Annotated in this window: 20 protein-coding genes; 19 read left to right on the forward strand and 1 reads right to left on the reverse strand. The window is 29.0% G+C overall.

Features of this window, described 5'->3' with window-relative positions:
- The first annotated feature begins 88 nt into the window (after window positions 1–88).
- A complete protein-coding gene (gene pepE / locus L8W40_RS02480; protein ID WP_263664578.1) occupies window positions 89–793 on the forward strand; it encodes a dipeptidase PepE in 705 nt (234 codons plus the stop codon).
- 9 nt (window positions 794–802) lie between these two features.
- Window positions 803–2,095, forward strand: coding sequence for a C4-dicarboxylate transporter DcuC (gene dcuC, locus L8W40_RS02485; protein WP_263664579.1), 1,293 nt, complete (start codon window positions 803–805; stop codon window positions 2,093–2,095).
- A gap of 24 nt (window positions 2,096–2,119) precedes the next feature.
- Here the strand turns inward: dcuC and pepT are convergent, their stop codons facing one another.
- A complete protein-coding gene (gene pepT, locus L8W40_RS02490; RefSeq protein WP_133319528.1) occupies window positions 2,120–3,346 on the reverse strand; it encodes a peptidase T in 1,227 nt (408 codons plus the stop codon).
- A 156-nt stretch (window positions 3,347–3,502) separates the two neighbouring features.
- Between pepT and L8W40_RS02495 the strand changes: the two genes are divergently transcribed.
- From L8W40_RS02495 to L8W40_RS02575, 17 genes are all read left to right on the forward strand, one after another.
- Window positions 3,503–4,309 carry a cytolethal distending toxin subunit A/C gene (locus L8W40_RS02495; RefSeq protein WP_133319529.1) on the forward strand — a complete coding sequence of 269 codons (807 nt, stop codon included), beginning with the start codon at window positions 3,503–3,505 and terminating at the stop codon, window positions 4,307–4,309.
- Window positions 4,310–4,311: 2 nt separating this feature from the next.
- On the forward strand, window positions 4,312–5,115 hold the full coding sequence (locus L8W40_RS02500; RefSeq protein WP_133319572.1) for a cytolethal distending toxin subunit B family protein: 804 nt from the start codon (window positions 4,312–4,314) through the stop codon (window positions 5,113–5,115).
- A 9-nt stretch (window positions 5,116–5,124) separates the two neighbouring features.
- Window positions 5,125–5,697, forward strand: coding sequence for a cytolethal distending toxin subunit A (locus L8W40_RS02505; RefSeq protein WP_133319530.1), 573 nt, complete (start codon window positions 5,125–5,127; stop codon window positions 5,695–5,697).
- 78 nt (window positions 5,698–5,775) lie between these two features.
- A complete protein-coding gene (locus L8W40_RS02510) occupies window positions 5,776–8,625 on the forward strand; it encodes a DEAD/DEAH box helicase family protein (protein WP_263664580.1) in 2,850 nt (949 codons plus the stop codon).
- On the forward strand, window positions 8,612–10,450 hold the full coding sequence (locus L8W40_RS02515) for a site-specific DNA-methyltransferase (RefSeq protein WP_263664581.1): 1,839 nt from the start codon (window positions 8,612–8,614) through the stop codon (window positions 10,448–10,450). The genes L8W40_RS02510 and L8W40_RS02515 overlap by 14 nt, the downstream gene beginning before the upstream one ends.
- Window position 10,451: 1 nt before the next feature.
- Window positions 10,452–11,606 (forward strand): serine/threonine-protein kinase, encoded by a 1,155-nt coding sequence (locus L8W40_RS02520; protein ID WP_263664582.1) that lies wholly within the window; start codon window positions 10,452–10,454, stop codon window positions 11,604–11,606.
- 149 nt (window positions 11,607–11,755) lie between these two features.
- Window positions 11,756–12,853: a lipid-A-disaccharide synthase gene (lpxB, locus tag L8W40_RS02525; RefSeq protein ID WP_263664583.1), complete on the forward strand. Its 1,098-nt coding sequence runs from the start codon at window positions 11,756–11,758 to the stop codon at window positions 12,851–12,853.
- A 9-nt stretch (window positions 12,854–12,862) separates the two neighbouring features.
- Entirely contained in the window at window positions 12,863–13,348 is a 486-nt protein-coding gene (gene greA, locus L8W40_RS02530) for a transcription elongation factor GreA (RefSeq protein ID WP_039619215.1), read from the forward strand.
- A 3-nt stretch (window positions 13,349–13,351) separates the two neighbouring features.
- Window positions 13,352–14,080: a UDP-2,3-diacylglucosamine diphosphatase gene (locus L8W40_RS02535; protein WP_412175452.1), complete on the forward strand. Its 729-nt coding sequence runs from the start codon at window positions 13,352–13,354 to the stop codon at window positions 14,078–14,080.
- Window positions 14,080–15,033, forward strand: coding sequence for a chemotaxis protein (locus L8W40_RS02540; protein WP_133319535.1), 954 nt, complete (start codon window positions 14,080–14,082; stop codon window positions 15,031–15,033). Before L8W40_RS02535 ends, L8W40_RS02540 begins: the two co-directional genes overlap by 1 nt.
- A gap of 2 nt (window positions 15,034–15,035) precedes the next feature.
- Window positions 15,036–17,342: a chemotaxis protein CheW gene (locus L8W40_RS02545; protein ID WP_263664584.1), complete on the forward strand. Its 2,307-nt coding sequence runs from the start codon at window positions 15,036–15,038 to the stop codon at window positions 17,340–17,342.
- Between the two features lie 4 nt (window positions 17,343–17,346).
- Window positions 17,347–17,865: a chemotaxis protein CheW gene (locus L8W40_RS02550; protein WP_133319537.1), complete on the forward strand. Its 519-nt coding sequence runs from the start codon at window positions 17,347–17,349 to the stop codon at window positions 17,863–17,865.
- A complete protein-coding gene (gene serB, locus L8W40_RS02555; RefSeq protein ID WP_133319538.1) occupies window positions 17,865–18,491 on the forward strand; it encodes a phosphoserine phosphatase SerB in 627 nt (208 codons plus the stop codon). Before L8W40_RS02550 ends, serB begins: the two co-directional genes overlap by 1 nt.
- The gene (locus tag L8W40_RS02560; protein ID WP_263664585.1) at window positions 18,488–19,459 is read left to right on the forward strand and encodes a transaldolase; all 972 of its coding nucleotides are present in this window, start codon (window positions 18,488–18,490) and stop codon (window positions 19,457–19,459) included. Before serB ends, L8W40_RS02560 begins: the two co-directional genes overlap by 4 nt.
- Before the next feature lie 46 nt (window positions 19,460–19,505).
- Window positions 19,506–20,042: a 50S ribosomal protein L25/general stress protein Ctc gene (locus L8W40_RS02565; protein ID WP_133319540.1), complete on the forward strand. Its 537-nt coding sequence runs from the start codon at window positions 19,506–19,508 to the stop codon at window positions 20,040–20,042.
- A 1-nt stretch (window position 20,043) separates the two neighbouring features.
- On the forward strand, window positions 20,044–20,583 hold the full coding sequence (gene pth / locus L8W40_RS02570; protein WP_263664586.1) for an aminoacyl-tRNA hydrolase: 540 nt from the start codon (window positions 20,044–20,046) through the stop codon (window positions 20,581–20,583).
- A 3-nt stretch (window positions 20,584–20,586) separates the two neighbouring features.
- Window positions 20,587–21,648: an LptF/LptG family permease gene (locus L8W40_RS02575; RefSeq protein ID WP_263664587.1), complete on the forward strand. Its 1,062-nt coding sequence runs from the start codon at window positions 20,587–20,589 to the stop codon at window positions 21,646–21,648.
- The last annotated feature ends 12 nt before the right edge of the window (window positions 21,649–21,660 follow it).

Genomic DNA, 21,660 nt, shown 5'->3' on the forward strand with positions numbered 1-21,660 from the left:
AATACAATATTTTTTTATTACTAAATTGTTTTTTCATTTTTTAAATATTAAAATTATAGTTTTGATTAATTTTTTAAAGGAAAGAATGATGTCAAAACTTTTACTTTTTAGTGCTTCTGGCTATAAAGATAGCGCTTATTTAAGTCATACTAGAGAATTTATAGATGATTTTTTAAAAGAAAATTCCATGAAAGATGAAGAAATTCTTTTTATACCTTATGCGGGTGTTAGAAGGACTTATGATGCTTATGAAGCTAAGGTAAAAGAAGGCTTGAAAAAAGATAATATCAAATCATTACACCATTTTGAAAATTTAAAAGAAACGATTTTAAATGCAAAAGTTTTTTTAGTAGGTGGTGGCAATAGTTTTATGCTTTTGCATAAATTATATGAAAATGATTTGCTTGAAGTGTTAAAAGAGCGTATTGAAAAAGGGGCTTGTTATATAGGTTGGAGCGCAGGCTCAAATATAGCAGGTCTTAGCATAAAAACAACTAATGATATGCCTATTGTTATGCCAAAAAGTTTTGATAGTTTAGGGGTTTTTCCTTATCAAATCAACCCACATTTTATTGGCGGGAAAATTCCTGGACACAACGGAGAAAGTAGAGAGGAGCGTTTGGAAGAGTTTTTATTAACTAATCCAAAAGACATTGTTTATGCTATACCGGAGGGTTCTGCATTAAAAGTGCAAGATGATAGCTTAAAAATCATAGGTCATCATGATGTGTTAAAACTAAGCTATCCATTTAATGTAGAATATTTAAAAGTCAATCAAATAACTAAAATCTAAAGGAGAAAAATGCAAACTTTTTATCTTTTAGCTGCGATTTTTGGTATTGTGGCTGTGGTTTATTTGCTTATTAAAAAAGTAGAAACAAAAACAGCTTTAATTAGTGTTGGTTTTATTTTATGTTTGATTTCGCTTAAGCCCATTGAAGCTTTGAGTGCTTTTACACATGCTATGGTGCAACCTGCTTTGATTAAGGCAATTTGTGCAAGTATGGGCTTTGCTTTTGTGATGAAAGTGACTAAATGTGATAAACATTTGGTTAAATTACTTACAACACCTTTGAAAAATGTAGGATTTTTCTTAATCCCACTTGCTTTTATGGTAACTTTTTTCATCGCTATAGCTATACCTTCAGCGGCAGGATGTTCAGCTGCAGTTGGTGCGACTTTAATACCACTTTTAATGGCTTCGGGTATAAAACCTGCCATGGCAGCAGCAACAGTGCTTTGTGGAACTATAGGAGGAATTTTAAGTCCAGGTGTTTCTCATACGGCTTTGATTTCTGAAATTTCAGGGAAAAATATACAAGAAATTGTTTTAACTCAAACTCCAAATGCATTAACAGCAGGAGTGATAGTGATGATTTCTTTGATGATTATGGCAGTGATTTTTAAAGATTATCAAAAAGGGCAAGTTTTTGAAGTGGCTAATCAAAACAAGACTGAAGATAATATTGAAAAAGTAAATGTATTTTATGCGCTTATGCCTTTAGTGCCTTTGATTGTACTAATCATAGGCGCAAGTCCTTTAAATGATTATGAGTTTTTAACATGGACAAAACAAGTTGGAGTTGCTGAAGCCATGCTTTTAGGGGCGATTATAGCTTTGGTAGTAACTATGAGTAAGCCTGATAATATTTTTAAAGAGTTTTTCAATGGTATGGGAAAATCTTATGCAGAGATTATAGGGATTATCATAGCTGCTAGTGTTTTTGTTGCGGGTTTAAAAGCATGCGGTGTAATTGATATTATCATAGAATGGCTTAAAAATGAACAGCATTATGTGCGTTTTGGTGGAACTTTTATACCATTTTTAATGGCTATGATTACAGGTAGCGGTGATGCTGCTGCTATGGCATTTAACAAGGCTGTAACTATTCATGCTCAAGATCTTGGTTTTGATCAAGTTAAACTTGGTACTGCAGTGGCAATGTCAGCAGTGCTTGGAAGATACCTTTCGCCTATTTTAGGAGCTTGCATTATCGTTTCAGCTATAGCTGGGGTTAGTCCTTTAGAAATTGTTAAAAGAACTGCTTTAGGTTGTGTTGTTTCGGTGGTTGTAATTGCTTTTGTGTTATTATAAATTTAAGCCTTAAAAGGCTTAAATTTATTTTGCGGCTAGGATGATGATTTCTTGTATAACTTTGCTTGCTGCTTTTAAAGATTTAACAGGTAAATACTCATAAATAGAGTGAAAATTATGTGCTCCGGTAAAGATATTTGGACAAGGTAGGCCTTTTTCTGAAAGCACCGCTCCATCGTATCCTCCACGCATAGGAATGATTTTAGTTTTGATATTTAAATTTTCATAAGCTTGTAAAGCAAGTTTAATAGGCAAAGATTTGGTTGTTTTTAGACTATTAAAGACATTTTTATAACGATCGTTAAGTTTAATGTTAATTCTTTCTTCTCCATATAGCTTTTTAAAACTATCGTTTAAATCTTGTAAAAATTGCATTCTTTGTTTGTATTTTTCATCATCAAATTCTCTAATATCTATTTTTAAAATAGTTTTAGCGCTATTTCCCTTGAGTTCTTTAACCCAAAAATATCCTTCTTTATTTTCTGTGTATTCAGGTGCTTCGCCATTTGGAAGCATAGAGATAAATTTATGTGCTAAAAGTAAAGAATTAACTAATTTTCCTTTAGCACTCATAGGATGAGCAGATTTTCCTATAAATTCTACTTCACAATCTCCTGCATTCCAATTTTCATAAATAAACTCTCCTATCTCGCAACAATCTAAACAATATCCAAAATCAGCATTAATTTCTTTTATATCAAAAGCTTTTGCCCCTCTTAAACCTTGTTCTTCATCAGGTAAAAAGCAAGCATAAATATCACCATGTTTAATATCAGGATTTTTAACAAAAAATTCAAGCATATCCATAATAGCTGCAATGGCTGCTTTATCATCAGCTCCAAGCAAGCTTGTGCCATCAGTGTGGATAATATCATCTCCTATGTAGTTTTTAAGCTCTTTAAATTCACTTTCTTTCAAATAAAGATCTAAGTTTTTATTTAAGCATATATCCCCACCTTGATACTTAGTGATTTGTGCTTTGGTATCATTAGTTTGTTCCATACTTGTATCTAAATGCGCAAAAAAGGCTATTTTAGGAGCATTTGGAGTGTTTGCTGGTAAAAGAGCTGTGGTAATGGTGTTTTCTCTTCTTTTGATGTCTTTTAAACCTAGTTCTTGTAATTCTTTTTCAAGTAATTTTGCAAGCTCCATTTGATTAGGACTTGATGGCATAATGCCTTTGGCGCCATTTTCTCTACTTGTAGTAGTATTAATCTTAGTGTAATTTATAAATCTTTGTACAATATCCATAATTTTTCCTTTTTAGATTAAAATTAATAAAATTATAACAATTCATTTTTAAAATATTTGATCAATCTAAGAAGATTTTATTAAATGATATTTTCTATCAAAATTTATTTAAAATTATGATAATATATTTAAATTTATATTTTTTAAGGAGAGAATATGCAAAAACTTAGATTTATGATGATATTGAGCGTATTTATAACTTTTTTTGTTGGATGTTCTTCTAAAGAAATCAATCCTTTAGGGCGTTCTTTTGGAGAATTTAGCGATGGAGATCCTTTGAAAATAGGTAAAAATCCAACTCCACCGGCTAAACAAAAAACACCAACTTTAGTGGAAGGTAAGAAAATCCCAGCTATACCACTTGAGCCACCTCTTATGAAAGTCAATACTTTTAAAGGAGATAATGCTGTAAAAGGACCATTACCAAGGCTTACATCAAGCAATGGATTTACTTCAAATGCTTTGTATGAAAATATAGGATTTGTAAGCGATTTTGTAACTATTATGAACCCAAATGGAGCTGCATTAACGGTTTGGGCTTTAAATCCAGGCAATTGGATATGGGGGTATAATTTATTTGATAGTAAATCTTTTGGTGATGCAAGAGTGTGGCAACTCATTGAATTTCCAAATAATACTGTGATGATTAAAAATGCAAAAACTTTAACTTGCTTAAATGCTTATGGTAATGGTATAGTACATTATCCTTGCGATCAGACAAATTTTGCACAATTTTGGAGATTATATCCTATGAGCAATGGTGCTTATCAAATTCAAAATTTTGCAACACAACAATGTATACAAACGACAGTTGGAAATGTAATGGAGGAATTTTATTTTGACTATTATAGTATTTATTTGACACCTTGTTTGAAATCAAAAGAAAAAAATTTAGATAGACAATGGAGCATTAGTGCGCCTGCTTTTCAAACAAGATCGCCTTATGCTTATACGGGAGAGTGATGATGAAAAAGATAGTATTTTTGATTTTTAGTTTTAATTTATTATTTGCTGCTTTGGAAAATTATAATAGCGGTACTTGGAATTTACAAGGTGCATCAGCTTCTACTGAAAGTAAGTGGAATATTAGCATAAGACAGCTTGTAACCGGTGCCAATCCTATGGATATTTTGGCTGTTCAAGAAGCAGGAGTTTTACCAAGTACTGCTATAATGACGCCAAGACAAGTTCAACCCGTGGGAGTTGGCATTCCTATTCATGAGTATGAGTGGAATTTGGGTTCATCAAGTCGTCCAAATTCAGTTTATATATACTACTCAAGAGTTGATGTTGGGGCAAATCGCGTAAATATGGCTATTGTGAGTAGAACGCGAGCTGATGAGGTGATAGTTTTACCACCTCCAACCGTTGCTTCAAGGCCTATTATAGGAATTCGTATAGGAAATGATGCGTTTTTTAGCATACACGCTTTATCAAGAGGCGGTAATGATGCAGGGGCTATTATAAGTGCTGTGGATATGCACTTTAGGAATATGCCACAGGTTAATTGGATGATTTTAGGGGATTTTAACAGACCTCCTGGGACTATTGTAAATTTAATTGATCCGGATTTAAGATCTCGCATTAATATAGTCGCACCTCCTTCTTTTACACAAACAGGTGGCAATACAATTGATTATGCAATTACGGGAAATTCAAGCACTACATCTTTATATAGTCCGCCTAGAATTCTTGCAATCTTAGCTGTAGCAGGACTTAGGACTTTTTTAGCTTCGGATCATTTTCCTGTAAATTTTAGAAGACCTTAGGAGAAGATGATGAGAAAAATTTGTATTTTATTTTGCTTTATTTTAAGTTTTTTAAAAGCTGAAGTTTTATTTGATGATTTAGAAGATTTTACACCTATGTTCGCGATAAGATCTTTAGAAACGGGAATTTCACTTAGTCCTTTTAGATATAGCTCTGAAAAACTAGAAGAGCAAAATTGGTTTTTAAAAGAGATAATTCTTAGCGATGCGTTAAAACAAAAAGATAGATATGCCGTGCAACGCCCTTTTGGCTATGTGCAGTTTATAAACCCTAGAGGTGCTGATGTATGTTTAGCTGTCTTAAGTGAAAAATCTTTTGGAGTGAAATCTTGCAAGCAAGATTTGCAAGATGGGCAAATGCAAACGGTTTTTTCTATCATGCCTACTACAAGTTCAGCTGTGCAAATTAGATCTTTAACTCATGGCGGGGTAAAATGCATGAGTACCTTTTATGAAGCGCGCGTGCCTATAGAAAATCGTTTTGGCTTAGATGATTGCACTGTAAATCCTTCTGTGCCGATAGAGTTAAAAGAGTTATTTTTCTTTGCTCCTGCTATTGTTGAAGCAACTCCGATTTATTAAATTTAACCCGCTTTTGTGGGTTTAAACTCTAAGTTAAAATTTGTTAGAATGTCTTTTTAGTTTTTGTTAGGGAAAAAAATGATTTTTGAAAAACAAGAATATCAAGAAAAGTGCATAAACAACATCATAGAGCTTTTAAAAGATTTTGATTTTAAAAAACAAGATAATTTAAAAGAATGTTTGCAAGAATTTTATAAAACCACAATCTTGCCGGTACAAAATATCACCGATAAGTTAAATTTAGATGTTTTAATGGAAACAGGTACAGGAAAAACCTTTACTTATCTAAATTTGATTTTTGAGCTTAACAAAATTTACAAACAAAATAAATTCATTATTTTTGTTCCAAGAAAAGCAATTTTAGAAAGCGTAAAGCAAAACATAGATCTTACTAGAGAATATTTTTATGTGCAGTATAAAAAACACATAAAAGCTTATTTTTATACAGATGCAAAAAGCCAAAATTCTATCATCAGTCATTATATAAAAAATCAAGATGAGCTTTCAGTGTTGATTTTAACAAATAGTGCTATAGATAAAAAAGATAATATATTAAACAAAAACAATGAAAATTTATTTAATTCAAAAAGTATTTTTGAAAATATCATAGATCTAAAGCCTATTAGTATTATAGATGAACCACATTTGCTTAAAGGTAAAGCCTTTAATGAGTATTTTTCTAGATTAAATTCTATTTATTTTCGTTTTGGAGCTACTTTTCCAAAAGAAAAAGATTATGAGCTTAGCAATTTAGTATATTGTCTTGATTCTATATCGGCATTTAAAGAATATCTTGTAAAGCAAGTTAGAGTAAGTTCTTTAGGAACTCAAAATAAAAATATTTTTTTAAAAGAATATAAAAGAGATTTAGTTACTTTTACTTATTTTTCAAATGGCATAGAACAAGAAATAAAAATCAAAAAAGGCGATAGTTGTCAAATTTTAAATAATGCTATTTTAAAAAGTGTAAAAGAAAATAAAGCGTATTTTGATAATGATATTATCATAGAAAAAAAAGAAAGTTATATTTTAAGTGAAGAAGAAATCACAGGGCTTTTGCAAAATGCTATTAATTTACACTTTGAAAAAGAAGAAAAATTATTTAAACAAAATATTAAAGCATTAAGCTTATTTTTTATACCAAATATTTTAGATTTTAGAGGCGATAATCCTTTTATAAAAAATAAATTTGAAGAGCTTTATAAAGAAAAAAGAAAACAAATACTTGAAACTAAAATAGACAAATCTTATAGAGAATATTTGGAAAAAGATTTTGATGAAGATGGAAATTTAAAAGTCCATCAAGGTTATTTTAGTGGCGATAAAGGGAGTGCTGATGAAAAAGAAGCTTACGGGGTTAAACTTATTTTAGAAGATAAAGAAAAATTACTTTCATTTGACACTTCTTTGCGTTTTATTTTTAGTGTTTGGGCTTTGCAAGAAGGCTGGGATAATCCAAATATTTTTACCCTTACCAAGCTTTCAAATTCTTCTTCGCAAATTAGCATACACCAACAAGTTGGTCGTGGACTTAGACTTTGTGTAAATGATAAAGGCAAAAGAATTACCCATAGTTATTTAGATTTTAATGATAGCAAATTTTATGATATTAATTATCTTGATATTTTAGTTAGTGCAAGAGAATTTAACTATATAGAAAATTTGCAAAAGGAAATTACAAATTCTAGTTTTGCTTTTGATAATAAAATATTAGAAAAAAGTTTTTTAGAAAATCTTTTGAATATAGATTTAGCTAATGATTTGGTCTATATTTTAAAAAAATTAAAATTAATCACTTACAATGAAGAACAAAGTAATTATGAAATAATATCTCCTATATATGAAAACATAAAAGATAATGATGAGATTAAAGAACTTCTAGGTGATAAATTTGAAGTTTTATTAAAAATTCTTAATGAAAACTCCCAAAATAAATACAAGCAAATCATAAATGCAAACAAAGAAAATAAAAAAATAAAAATAAATTCAAATCTAGCTAAAGATTTTAAAGAGCTTTGGGATATTATAAATAAAAAAGCAAATATAGTTTATAAAAATATAAAAGAAAATGAACTTATAGAAACAATAGCAAAAGAATTTAACGCTTTAAAAATAGAAAAAGAAATTTTGTATTATGAAAAGAAAGTTTTTAACGCACAAGAAAATACCATAATCACACAAGAAATTGATATTTTAAAAGAGATTGATTATAAAGCTAGTTTGTATAAAGATATTCATAATTTATTTTTAAATTTTTGTAAAAACGAAAAATTTCCTTTGCAATTTTTGCTAAAGATTTATGAAAAATTAAATAAAACTCAATTTGAAAATTCCCCTAAAAAAGCTTTTGATAGTTTAAAAAACATAATTAAAAATAATCTTCATCATAGTTTATTGCAATGTCTAAGTTATGAATTTTCTTTAAATATTTTTTCAAATTCTTATGAGAATTTAGTAGAAAACGGCAAAATTATAGACAATATAGATATGCAAAAATTAGGACGCTACATAGATGATGAAAAACCAGCTAAAAACTATCTTTACGAAAGTGTGGTTTATGATTCTGATATAGAAAAACAAATTATCAAAGAAAATAACGAAAATATAAGAAAAAAAACCATAAAAGTTTTTGCGAAATTACCAAAATTAAGCATTCCAACTCCATATAAAAATTATGAACCTGATTTTGCTTATTTTTTAGAAGATGATAAAGGTAAAAAAATATTTTTTATATGTGAAAGTAAAGGTTATGATGATGAAAATGATATTTCATCAAATGAAAAGAAAAAGATAGACTATGCAAAAGTATTTTTTAAAAATCTAAATGATAGTTTAAAAAATGAAAATATAGATATTGTTTTTAATACAAGATTAAATAAACAAAAATTCATAGAGTGTATAAAGGAAGTTTTAAATGGTAGATATTAATAATATAAAAAAAGAAAATTTAATCAATACAAAAGAAAATAAAAATGATTTTTTAGAGCATTTAAAACATAATTACCCGCAAACCATAAGTGATAATGTGCCAAATTTAAATGCAATTATGCAACTTTTAGGTTTAAATACTAAAGTCCAAGGTTATGAGCTAACTTTTGCTGGTAAAGCTTTAGCAAATGCTTTATGTAATACTCAAAATACCAATGAATTAAAATTTGAAAAAGAACAGAGTTTAAATTTTGAAAATACCAAAAATATCATCATAAAAGGGGATAATCTTGATGCTTTAAAGCTTTTAAAGCAAAGTTATTATGAAAAAATCAAAATGATTTATATAGACCCACCTTACAATACAAAAAATGATGATTTTATCTATAATGATGATTTTAGAAAAGACTATAAAGAACTTTTAAAACAAACAGGACTTTTAGAAATCGATGAAAATGGAGTTGAGATAGAAAGTGAAACTTTAAGGTTTTTTAATAGTATAAAATCAAGCAAAACTCATAGTAGATGGCTTTCCTTTATGCTTCCACGACTTAAACTTGCTAGAGATTTACTTCGTGAAGATGGAGTGATATTTATAAGTATAGATGATAATGAACAAGCAAATTTAAAAATACTTTGTGATGAGATTTTTGGAGAAGAGAATTTTGTTTCTTGTTTTATTTGGCAAAAAAAGTCAGGTGGAGGGCAAGCAAAATATTTTTATGAAGGACATGAGTATATACTTATATACACAAAAGATAAAATAAATTTAAATGGACTTTTTAAATATAAGGAAAAAGCAGATATTAATAACGATTTAATAAGAAAAGTTCATGGTAAATATAATGGACATCCGAGAATTGTTGAAATTTTAAAAAAATATAAGAAAAAAGTCATAGATCATAGAAATTTAATGTTTGAAGAATTGGATATTTTTTTAAAAGAAAAAATGATTAGTGAAAAAAAATATAATGATATAAAGTCAAAAATTGATAGTGGTGAATATTTTCTACAACAATATAAAGATACAAATTTTCATCTTATTTGTTCTTATCAAGATGATAATTTATCTAAAATGTATTCTATATTTAGTGGATATTGGACTTCAGATGGAAATGAAGAAATAGAAAATATATTTAATGGAAAATTGATTTTTGAAAATCCAAAACCAACTAAATTAATCAAAGAAATATTTTTTGCAAATGCAAAAAAAGATGATATTATTCTAGACTTTTTTGCAGGAAGTGGCACAACAGCACAAGCAGTTATGGAACTAAATGCACAAGATAATGGAAATCGTAAATTTATCCTAGTCCAACTTGATGAAAAGATAGATGAGAAAAAAAGCAAAGTTGCTTATGATTTTTGTAAAAACGAACTAAGTAGTCAAAACCCAGTCATTAGCGATATAACCATAGAAAGAGTTAAAAGAGCAGGCGAAAAAATAGCAAAAGAAAATGCAGATAAAAATTTAGACTTAGGATTTAAAGTGTTTTCTATGGTGGAAAAACCAGAGCTTGTATGCGATGGTAATGATAGTTTAAATTTGATAAATCATGCAAAATTAAGTCCGTATGAAAAGGCGTTAAATTTGGCTTTGCAAGATTGTAAAACCTTAGATAATGATCTAAAAATGATTTTAAAAGATAAAATTTATCAATGCGAACAAAGTTTTTATGTGATAAATTTTGATGATGAAGTTTTAAATTTTTTGAAAAATACTCAAAATGAAAATGTATATATTAATGGCTTTGGAGGTATAGATTTAGAAATTTATTTAAATTTAGAAAGCTTTTTAAAAGAACGCTTGAAAGTGGTGTATTGATATGGAACAAGAAATTATTAAATTTATCAAACAAAAAGATTATGAAAAAATCATTTTTTTGGGCGAGGGTTCGTTTGGTAAGGTTTTATTGATTAGAGATGTTTTTATCGATGAGCTTTTTGTTGTAAAAAAATATGATCCAGATGATATGTTAGATGAAAATGATAAGAAGAGATTTTATAAAAATTTTTTAGATGAGATAAAGATTTTATATAAGTTAAATCATAAAAATATAGTCAGAATTTTTAATTATTATCCTTATGAAAATACTCATACGGCTTATATTATTATGGAGTATATACAAGGGAAAAATATCAAAGAGTATTTTGATGATGAAAATAACTTGGAAAATTTAAATTCTATTTTTATGCAACTAATTGAAGTCTTTGCTTATATAGAAGAAAAAGGCATTATACATAGGGATATAAGAGAAAAAAATATTCTTATAGGCGATGATGGAGTGGTTAAAGTTATTGATTTTGGCTTGGGGAAGATTTTTGATGTAGAAAAAAACGAGGATACTTTAAATTCAATTATAAATAGAAACGATGTTGATACTTTACCAGAAGAGTATTTTCAAAAGGAATATACGATTCAAACTGATATTTATTATTTGGGTGATTTGGTTTATAGGCTTATCAATAACTTGGCAGAAAATAAACATAATTTTAAATATTTTGATATTTTAAATAAAATGATAAAAAAAGAAAAAAAAATTCGTTATCAAAGTTTTGCAGACATAAAGAGAGAGTTAAACAAAGAAAATTTCGTCAATTTAAAAATTAGCCAAGAAGATAAAGCGATTTATAATATTTTTTCAAATTATATTATTGGCTATGTTGATTCTTTTATAGGAGAGCCTGTATTAAATACTGATATAAATGAAATTCTAGGAGAAATTGATAAGGTTATTCAAAGAAATTCTTTTAATGAGTATATTGAAAATAATTCTAAACTTATAAACATAATCATTAAAAATAATTTTTATATACAGCAAAATCCTAGTTGTATTAAATGTGAGGAATTGGACAAATTTTATAAGTGGTTTAAAGCGTTAAATGGCAAAATGCAAAAACTTGTTTTAGATAATCTTGAAGAGAAAATATCTCAAATTCCTTTTACATCAAAAGACGATGATTTTGTCTTGCCTTTTTAATTATATAAACTAAGCAGGTATAAAATTGTAATCAAATTTTATAAACTTATCAAATAATGAAATTAAGACAATGTGAAACTAAAATAAAACTATTAGAGAATTAAAAAATCGGTTATGATATTTCTTTAAGATGTAAGAAAGAGTAAAAAATGAAAACCTTTTTAGTTTGTGCCTTAGAGCCTTCAGCAAATTTGCATTTAAAAGAAGTTTTAAAAGCTTATAAAAATGAGTATAAAGAATTTGATTTAGTGGGAATTTATGATGAGAATTTATGTGAAGAATTTAGTCTAAATTCCAAGCCACTTTATAGCTCACATGAGTTTAGTGCTATGGGTTTTATAGAGGTTTTGCCGCTCATTTTAAAAGCTAAAAGAGCCATAAAAGAGCTAGTGAGTTTAAGTTTTGCTCAAAAAATTGATGCGATTTTATGTATAGATTCTCCTGCCTTTAACTTACCTTTTGCAAAGGCTTTAAAAAAAGCAAATTCCAAAGTAAAAAGAATTTATTATATTTTACCTCAAGTTTGGGCATGGAAAAAAGGACGCATTCCTATCATAGAAAGTCATTTTGATGTGTTAGCTTCTATTTTACCTTTTGATGGTGAGTTTTTTAGTAAAAGCACTTATGTGGGACATCCGCTTTTAGATGAGATAAAAGAATTTAAAAATCAAGAAGATATAAATTCTATACTTTCAAAAAAAGATGATGAAAAAATCATCGCTTTCTTACCGGGCTCAAGAAAAAGTGAAATAAAGCGTTTGATGCCTATTTTTAGAGAATTAAGCATTAAATTTAAAGGTAAAAAAATCCTTTGCGTACCCGAGTTTAATTTAAAAAGATTAGAAATTTACGGAGAAATGAGTAATTTTGAAATTCAAACTAACACCCCAAAGGTGCTAAAAAATGCTGATTTTGCTTTTATTTGTAGTGGCACAGCTACACTTGAAGCAGCTTTGGTCGGCACGCCTTTTGTGCTTGCTTATAAAGCTAAAGCTATTGATGTATTTATCGCAAGATGTTTTGTAAAACTCAAACATATAGGCCTTGCAAATATCTTTTTAGATTTTGCAGGAAAAAGCGAGCTTAATCCTGAATTTTTACAAGAGCAAGTGAATGTGGAAAATTTATATCAAGCTTATCTTAAATACGATTATAAGGCATTTTTTGATAAAGTAGATTTTTTAAAAGAATATTTGCAATTTGCAAGTGCAAAAAATTTGGCTAAAATACTTTATGAAATCAAATAAGGATAAATCATGCAAAAAGAACCTATGAGTAAATACGGCTATGAGAAATTAGAAAAAGAATTAGAGCATTTAAAAAAAGTTGAACGTCCAAAAGTAGTAGAAGAAATAGACATAGCAAGAAGCCATGGAGATTTAAAAGAAAATGCAGAATATCACGCAGCTAGAGAAAAACAAGCTTTTATAGAAGGAAAGATTGCTGAACTTGGGGATTTGATCTCAAGAGCGCAAATCATCGATCCATCTTCTTATGAGCATGATAGTGTGAAATTTGGCTCAACTGTTGTTGTAGAGGATTTAGAAAGTGAAAAACAAAGCACTTATACTTTGGTAGGGGTAAATGAAGGAAATTTAGAAAAAGGCTATATTTCCATTAGTTCGCCTATTGCTAAAGCAATGCTTGGTAAAAAAGAAGGGGATGATTTTAAAGTGCGTTTGCCAAAAGGCGAGAGTGAATTTGAAATCATTTCTATAGAATACAAAGCTTTGGAATTTTAATTTTTGCAAAAAATAATTATAAAAGAAAATGCTATTTTTATTGCCGATGCGCATGAAAATAAAAATAGGCGTGGTTTTTGGGAGTTTTTGCAAGCCTTAAAAAATAAAAAAATTCAAACTCCACAGCTTTTTTTAATGGGTGATATATTTGATCTTTTAATTTATGAAGTAAAGGCCACGCATGATTTTGCAAAAGCTTATATAGACTTACTTGAAGAACTTGCGTATGAAATTGAAATCATTTATTTAGAAGGCAATCATGATTTTAATTTAGCTAAATTTTTTAAAAAAGTGAAAGTTTTTAGTATAAAACAACAACCCTTGCTTTGCGAATTTCAAGATAAAACCTTAGTAAAATTAGCCCATGGGGATATTTTTTTAAAACCTTTTTTGCAGTTTTGCTTAAAAAGTTTAAGAAATCATTATTTGCTACTTTTTTTAAATTTTTTAAATATTATTAGTAAAGAAAGAATTACTCAAAAAATTCTAAAAAATCAAAACAAAAAACAACTTATTAGAAAAATTCCCCATTTTTCTGCTTTAGTAAAAGAGCGTTTAAAGCACTATAATATAGGCTTTGTAATAGAAGGTCATTATCATCAAGATGTATTTTTAAAAAATGAAGATATAAAATATCTAAATTTAGCTACTTTTGCATACAAGGAAAGTTTTTTTATAGTAAAATATGAGCCAGAAATCAGATTTCACAAAATAGAACTTAAGGAGGCATAATGTTTGATGAGAATGTCGTTAAAACAGGTTCAAATGAAATGGAACTTGTTGATTTTCGCATCTTTAAGCAAGGCCACGATAAAGTCTATGAGGGAATTTATGGTGTAAATGTTTCTAAGGTTAGAGAAATCATTAAAATTCCTTTTTTGACTGAAATTCCAGGAGTACCTGAATATGTAGAAGGTATTTTTGATCTTCGTGGCGTGGTGATTCCTGTAATCAACCTAGCAAAATGGATGCAAATTCAAGAACCAGAAATGACAAATATAAAACCTAGAGTTATCATTACTGAATTTAGTAATGTTTTAATCGGTTTTATTGTCCATGAGGCGAAAAGAATTCGTAGAATTAATTGGAAAAATATTGAACCAGCTACTTTTGCAACAAGTGCGGGTAGTTTAGATAAGGGTAAAATTACTGGTGTAACTAAGATCGAAGGAGATGAGGTTTTACTTATCCTAGATTTAGAAAGTATAGTGCAAGAACTTGGAATTTATACCCCGCAAACTGATATTGACGATGATAAAATTCAAAAAATCGAAGGTATGGCTTTAGCACTTGATGATAGTTCAACTGCAAGAAAACTTGTTAAAGATTTACTAAATAAAATCGGTCTTAAAGTAATTGAAGCTAAAGATGGTGTTGAAGGTTTACATAAACTAGAAGAGCTTTATAGTACTTATGGCAGTGATTTAAATAAACATTTAAAAATTATTGTAAGTGATGTTGAAATGCCACAAATGGATGGATTCCATTTTGCAGCAAAAGTTAGAGATGATGAGAGATTTAAAAATATTCCTATCGTATTTAACTCTTCTTTATCAAATGAATTTATGAGTGATAAAGGTGTTAAAGAAGCAGGTGGAGATGGGTATTTAGTTAAATTTAATGCAAGTGATTTCTTTGCTGAAATTTCTCGTATCATAGCAAAACATGAAAAAGGTGAGGAGTAAAAATGGAAGATATTCAAGAAATACTTGAGGATTTTTTAGTTGAAGCCTTTGAATTAGTCGAGCAAATTGATCATGATTTGGTTGAATTAGAAGCAAATCCTGAAGATTTAGAATTATTAAATAGAATTTTCCGCGTTGCGCATACTGTTAAAGGATCATCAAGCTTTTTAAATTTTGATGTTTTAACAAAACTTACTCATCATATGGAAGATGTTTTAAATAAAGCAAGACATAATGAGCTTAAAATTACTCCTGAAGTAATGGATGTAGTTTTAGAATCTATTGATATGATGAAGACTTTATTAAATTCTATTAGAGATAATGGAAATGATACAGCAATCGGACTTGATATAGCTCCAATTTGTGCAAGATTAACCGCAATTTCAGAAGGAGAAAGTTTAGAATCAATTACTCCGGCTAAGACTGAAGAGCCAAAAGAAGAAGTTAAAGAAGAGCCAAAAGCTGAAGAACCTGAAGTTGATGTAAATAAACTTAGTGATGATGAAGTTGAAGCTGAAATTGAAAGACTTTTAAAAGTAAGAAAAGCTGAAGATCAAGCAAGACGCGCTGAAAAGAAAAAAACTCAAGAATCAACTCCAACTCCAAGTAAACCAGCTCCACAAGCACAAAATGCAGCAGCTGAGAAAAAGGTCCCTGCAGCAGGTGGTGGAAGCAGTGGTGCAAATATGGATCAAACAATTAGGGTTGAAGTTAAAAGACTTGATCATTTAATGAACTTAATTGGTGAGCTTGTATTAGGTAAAAACCGCTTGTTAAAAATTTATGATGATGTTGAAGAAAGATATGATGGAGAAAAATTCTTAGAAGAATTAAATCAAGTTGTTTCTCAACTTAGTATTGTCACTACAGATATTCAACTTGCGGTTATGAAAACAAGAATGCAACCTATTGCGAAAGTATTTAATAAATTCCCAAGAGTTGTGCGTGATTTAGGCCGTGAACTTGGTAAACAAATGGAGCTTGAAATTTCAGGGGAAGAAACTGAACTTGATAAGTCTATTGTAGAAGAAATTGGCGATCCTATTATGCATATGATTAGAAATTCTTGTGATCATGGTATAGAAGATCCAGCAACGCGTATAGCTAATGGTAAACCAGAAAAAGGAACGGTTAATCTTAAAGCATATAACGAAGGAAATCATATCGTTGTTGAAATTGCCGATGATGGTAAAGGTTTAGATGCTGATGTGTTAAAATCAAAAGCAATAGAGAAAAACTTAATCACAGAGCGTGAAGCTGATCAAATGAGTGATAAAGAAGCATTTGCATTGATTTTCAAACCAGGTTTTTCAACCGCTGCAAAAATCACCAATGTTTCAGGGCGTGGTGTTGGAATGGATGTTGTTAAAACTAATATTGAAAAATTAAATGGTGTGATTGAAATCGATAGTGAGCTTGGAAAAGGCACTGTGATGAAGCTTAAAATTCCACTTACTTTGGCGATTATTCAATCTTTACTTGTGGGAACTCAAGAAGAATTTTATGCTATTCCACTTGCAAGTGTTCTTGAAACAGTTAGAGTGCCAATTGATGATATTTATACCATTGAAGGTAAAAATGTACTTCGCTTAAGAGATGAGGTTTTATCTTTAGTAAGACTTTCAGATGTATTTGGCGTAAAACAAGTGCTTGAAAATACTGATCAAACTTATGTAGTTGTTATAGGTGTGGCAGAAAGTAAGCTTGGTATTATAGTAGATACTTTAGTAGGTCAAGAAGAAATTGTTATCAAGTCTATGGGTGAGTATTTGCAAAATATCCAAGGTATAGCAGGAGCAACTATCCGTGGTGATGGTAGAGTAACTTTGATTATCGATGTTGCTGCTATGATGGATATAGCTAAAGAAATTAAAGTTGATATTAAAGCACAAATTGAATCGCAATCTAAAAAAACAACTAAAGAAAAACCAAGTGATTATACAGTGCTTATAGTGGATGATTCTAAAATGGATAGAAATATCATGCAAAAATCATTAGAGCCACTAGGTGTAAGTATTATAGAAGCAACTAATGGTGTTGAAGCATTAAATACAATTAAATCAGGCGAGCATGATATTGATGCTGTGTTGATTGATATTGAAATGCCAAGAATGGATGGTTATACCTTAGCAGGTGAAATTAGAAAATATTCTAAATATAAAAACCTCCCACTTGTTGCAGTAACTTCAAGAACTAGTAAATCAGACCGCTTAAGAGGTGTGGAAGTAGGAATGACTGAGTATATTACTAAGCCTTACTCTCCAGAGTACTTAGAAAATGTAGTTAGAAAAAATTTAAAACTAGGATAAGAAGATGAATGATAAATTAAACCAGGTTTTGCAAAAACAACAAGCGCAAATTGCAGAACCTGATGTAGATAAAGAAGAGGATATTATTCAGCTTGTTGGTTTCGTGGTAGGAGATGAGGAATACGCTATTCCAATTCTTAATATCCAAGAAATTATTAAACCTATAGAATATACTAGGGTTCCAAGTGTACCTGATTATGTTTTAGGTGTATTTAATATGAGGGGTAATGTTATGCCTTTGATTGATCTTGCTAAAAGATTTAATCAAGGTAGTTCTAAAATGACTCCTCAAACAAGATATATTGTTTTAAAAGGTATAGCAAATGGCAATCAAACTCCTGCAGGTAATGCAGGTTTTGTGATAGATAGATTAACAGAAGCTATTAAAATTCACAGAAGTAGGATTGATCCACCACCTGAAACTTTACTAAAAGAAAAAGGTATGATTTTTGGTATAGGCAAAAGAGAAGAAAATATCTTGACTATATTGAAAGCTGAAGCTTTATTAAAGCGTGAGTTTTAATGATAAAGCTTTGTGCCTTTGACTTTGATTCTACGCTAATGGATGGGGAAACTATCGATATTTTAGCGCAAGAATATAATGTTGGTGATGCTGTAAAAGCAATCACCAACAAAGCAATGAATGGTGAGCTTGATTTTTTTGAAAGCTTAAGTGCTAGAGTAGCTTTGCTTGAAGGTATGCCTATAGAGCAGGTAAAGAAATGCTGTGAAAATTTACCTTTGATGAATGGCGCTAAAGAATTATGTGAATATTTAAAAAGTAAGAATATAAAAATAATCGTTTTTAGTGGTGGATTTCATGAAGGAATTGATTTAATACAAAATAAACTTCATTTTGATTTTGGTTTTGCTAACTTTTTACATAGTAAAAATGGTTTTTTAACAGGAAAAGTTGGCGGAGAAATTATGTTTAATAACTCAAAAGGTATTATACTACAAAGACTTAAGAAATTTTTAAATTTAAAAACAGAAGAAATTATGTGTGTAGGCGATGGAGCTAATGATATTTCTATGTTTAAAGAATGTGGATTAAAAATAGCTTTTTGTGCCAAAGAAATTTTAAAATCTCATGCAGATATTTGTATAGATAAGAAAGATTTAAAAGAAATAATAAAGGTAATACAATGAAAAAATTTTCACTATGGTGTGATTTTATAGAAAATGAATTTTTAGATCATGAATTTTTAGATTTAATTTACTCAAAAACAATCAATGGTGCTACCTCAAATCCTGCTATTTTTAAAAATGCGATTTTAAACTCAGCTATTTATAAAGAAAAAATCAAAAAATCAAATCTTAAAGATAAAAAAGCTTTATATGAGTATCTTGCGATAGAAGATATAGCTAAGGCTGCGGATAAATTAGCTATTAATTATTATGAAAATAATGATGGTTTTATTAGTATTGAAATTGATCCAAGATTAAAAGATAATACTGGCCTATCTTTGGCCGAAGCAAAAAGATTATACATGCAAATTGCAAAAGAAAATGTGATGATGAAAATTCCTGCTACAGAAGCTTCTTATGAAGTAATGCAAGAATTAATGAAAAATGGTATTAATGTTAACGCTACTTTGATTTTTGATTTTGAGCAAACTAAAAAATGCTTTGAAGCTTTAAATTTAGGTTTAAAAGAATTTAGAAAAAATAATACCACAGCTAAAAAAGAGCCTCGAGCAGTTATTAGTATTTTTGTAAGCCGTTTTGATAGATTATTAAATAATCAAGTTTTAGATAAAAATTATATAGGAATTCTTACTGCAACAAAGGCTTATAATTATATCATTAAACAAAATGAAACAAATATTAGAGCTTTATTTGCAAGTACAGGTGTTAAGGGTGATGATTTAGAAAAAGATTATTATATTAAAGAATTACTCTATGATAAAGCTATTAATACTGCACCACTAGATGCTATTAAGGCTTTTAAAGGTAAGCAAATTATATTTAAAGAGCCTTTGAAAGATGAATGTATAGAGAAAAAATTAAATGCAAATATTTCAAAAGATGCTTTAAGTAAAGCTTGTAAAGATTTGCTTGATGATGGTTTGGAGCAATTTTGCATAGCTTATGAAGATATTTTAAAATCTTTATAAACTTATTTGGCTATAATTAGCGTTTATTTTTTTAGAAAGGAAACAGATGTTAGAAGGTATCGTTAGAGAGAGTATCGGTAGAAAAGCTGCTAAAGCTTTAAAAAGAGATGGTTATCTAATCGCAAACATCTACGGAAAAGGATTAGAAAACATCAATGCTGCTTTTAAAGTAAATGAATTTATTAAAGAAGTACGCAAAAAAACTACTTTAGCTTTTGATGTAAAAGTAGCAGATAAAGTATTAAATGTTGTGGTAGTTGATTATCAAAAAGATCCTGTAACTGCAGAATTAAAACACGTAGATTTAAAAGTAGCACAAAAAGGTGTTATTTCTAAATATATGGTTCCTGTAAAGATTGTAGGAACAGCTATGGGTCTTAAAAATAAAGGTGTTTTAATCCAATCAAAAAGAAGATTGAAAGTAAAATGTGCAGCTGAAAACTTACCAAATTATTTTGAATTAGATGTAACTAAACTTGATGTTGGTGATGCACTTTTAATCCGCGATGTAGTTGTGCCCGAGGGTGTAACTATGGTTGATGCTGATAGAGTAGCTGTAGTTGGCGTAGAAAAAGCAAGATAAAATGACCTTAGTCGTAGGACTTGGTAATATAGGAGAACAATACGCCCAAACCCGTCACAATGTAGGGTTTATGCTAATTGACTTAATTTTGAAAGATTTGCAAACAACAAAGCTTTCAAATGCCAAATTTAAAGGAGAGCTTTTTAAAGGCTCTTCTACTTTTTTTTTAAAACCTTCCACTTATATGAATTTATCAGGAGAAAGTGTAAAAGCTGTTAGTGAATATTATAAATGTGATAGAATCATTGTAATCCATGATGATATAGATTTAAATTTGGGTGCATTGAAATTTAAAATGGGTGGATCAAGCGGTGGACATAATGGGCTTAAAAGTATAGATAATCTTTGTGGCAATGCTTATGAGAGGGTACGCATAGGAGTAGGAAAAGGACAAGATGTAATTTCTCATGTTTTGGGAAAATTTAAACAAGAAGAACAAAAAAGCTTAACTAAGGTTTTAGAACATAGTAAAAAAGCCTTACTTGAGCTTTTAAATTCTGATATAGAAAAAATCGCTTCAAAATATTCTTTAAAAAGTTAAACGATGAGTATATTTTTTCGCTATATTTCATCTTTGTATTTAAAATCATTTTTTATTTTATTTTTTTCTTTGACTTTTTTCTTCGTAGCGATTGATTTTTTACTCAATTTCAATAGACTGCCAAAAAGTGCAAATTTAGAGCTTTTGTATATATTTTTCTTAACATGTTCAGCAGCTTCTTATATACTACCTTTAGCTATAGTCCTTGCTTTGGTTTTATGTATTTTTAATATGATACGCTCAAATGAATTTGTTAGCTTATATGCTTTGGGTTTAAGTAAAAATCAAGTGATTTTTTATCCTTTTTTATGGGCTATGTTTTTTTGTTGTGTTTATGTAGGACTTAATTTTAGTGCCTTTGCTTATGCAGATGAATATAAAAGTAATATTCTCAAGCGTGGCGTTGTAGATAGAGAGGGTGGGGAAGTTTTGATTAAATATAATGATAAATTTATTTATATACAAAAAACAAGTTCTCAAACCTTATATAATGTAAAAATCTTTGGTGTAAAAAATTTAGATATTCAAAGCACAATCCATGCAAAAACTGCTAAATTTGATGGAGATTCTTGGAACTTAAATGACGCTAAAGCTACTAATGTACCACAAAATTTGATTGTTTCAAAAGAGGGTTTAAGCGTAGAAGAATTTAAAAATATCAAAGGCTTAGAAGACTTTTCTCCAAAAATCTTAGAAAGAATTTCTTTAGTAGAGAGCAATCCTTCTTATTCTATTTTAGACGCGCTAGAAAGTATGGCAATTTTTGCAAAACAAAATATTTCTACTAATACACTTAGAACAAGTTTATATTCTTTAGTTCTTACACCATTTTTTGCGCCATTTTTAATGCTTATTGTGTATTATTATTTTCCTTTAACAGCAAGATTTTTTAATCTCGCACTTTTAGCTTTTGTGTTTTTTGTGTGCATACTTTTAGTTTGGGGTTTGTTGTTTTTATTAACAAGACTGAGTGAAAATGAAATTTTACTTCCAGAGCTTGGTATAATGCTACCAGTATTTATTTTAATAAGTATAGGAAGTTTTTATTATTTTAAACACAAATAACTACAAGTGAGG

The sequence above is a fragment of the Campylobacter sp. IFREMER_LSEM_CL1846 genome, from assembly GCF_025772105.1.
GTDB classification, from domain to species: domain Bacteria; phylum Campylobacterota; class Campylobacteria; order Campylobacterales; family Campylobacteraceae; genus Campylobacter_D; species Campylobacter_D lari_D.